Annotated in this window: 1 protein-coding gene; it reads right to left on the reverse strand. The window is 67.8% G+C overall.

Annotated features, from left to right (window positions below):
* Positions 1-37 precede the first annotated feature (37 nt).
* Positions 38-1,300 carry an ISL3 family transposase gene (locus tag BAW75_RS08125; protein ID WP_104113155.1) on the reverse strand — a complete coding sequence of 421 codons (1,263 nt, stop codon included), beginning with the start codon at positions 1,298-1,300 and terminating at the stop codon, positions 38-40.
* Positions 1,301-1,413: the final 113 nt, after the last annotated feature.

Raw genomic sequence — 1,413 nt, forward strand, 5'->3', positions numbered from 1 at the left:
AAATATGGGTCTTGTGACGGATGTGTGGGTCGGGTGTTCATGGGCGGGGTAGTTCGGGTCGGTGGCCGCCGAGGCTGAGCATGGCCATGGCAATGAGGGCTTCGGATGAGTGGAAGCCGAAGGCCATGCGGGTGATGAGGCGGATCTTGGCGTTGACGGACTCGATGCGGCCGTTGGACAGGCCATGGGTGATGGCGGCGATGATCTGGTCGCGGTGACGGGTGACGCGTCGTTGTAGGTCGATGAAGATGTCGATGCGGCTGCGGCGGGCCCACCCGATCCATCGGTCGAGGGCCTCGACTGCGGCTGTCGGGCTGGTCTTGGCCAGGGTGAACACCAGTCGGAGTCCTTCTTTCAACGCCCAGGCCCGGTGCAGGCGGGGGTGGGTCTTGGCGATCCAGGCGAGTTTGGCCTGCTGGGCGTCGGTGAGGTTCTCCGGGTTCTTCCATAACGCCCAGCGGGTGTTCTTCAACTGGCGGGCCGTGCCGACGGCGACGCCGCGACGGCCGGCGCCACGGCCGGTGGCCTCGTTCCAGGCTTGGCGGCGAACCCTGTCCACGGCGTCGGTGGCCCAGGCCACGACGTGGAATGCATCGGCGCAGCGCACGGCGTTCGGGCAGCGCCGTCGGATAACGGTGGTGATCCAGTCCGCGCCGTCGGCGGACACGTGCGTGATCTTCGCGGCCCGCTCATCGCCGAGCAGGTCGAAGAACGCGTTGAGGGTCGCCGCGCTCTTGCCGGGCGAGGCCCAGACCAGCCAGCCGGTGTCATGATCGACCACCACGGTCAGGTAGCGGTGGCCCTTCTTGTAGCTGATCTCATCGATGCCGATACGGCGCAGTCCCTCAAGGCGGTCCACCGCGGCACCGGTGTCGGCCCACACCCGCGCCACGATCGCCCCGACGGTGCGCCAACTGATGCGCATCAGCTGCGACACCGCCGACTTCGCGGTATGCACCGCCAACCACGACACCACCTGGTCAAACGCCCGGGTGTGCCCTGCCCCATGCCGAGCCCACGGCACTGCCGCGACCACAACCCCGTGCTCCGGACACGACACCCGCGGCACGTGCGCCTCGATCACCGCTCGCACCACGCCCAGATCCAACGCCCGCCACCGACGACGAACCCCAGCGTCATAGCGGGCACACCGCCGACGACAGTGCGGACACCGCCGCGACGCGCCCTTACGCACCCGCACCCGAGCCACCACCACCGACTCGACCGGATCGAACTCCACGCCCTCGACAACCGCCTGCTCGACCCCGAGCAGCCCAGCCCATACCCTGGCAGAACGCACGCCGTTCTCCCGCCCATCAAGTTCTGACCTTCGACAAGCCAGAACCTAGGCAGGACAACGGCGTGCGCCATCAACGACGCGCCCAACCACCCACAGACACGTCACAAGACCCA

The sequence above is a fragment of the Micromonospora chalcea genome, from assembly GCF_002926165.1.
GTDB classification, from domain to species: Bacteria; Actinomycetota; Actinomycetes; order Mycobacteriales; family Micromonosporaceae; genus Micromonospora; species Micromonospora chalcea.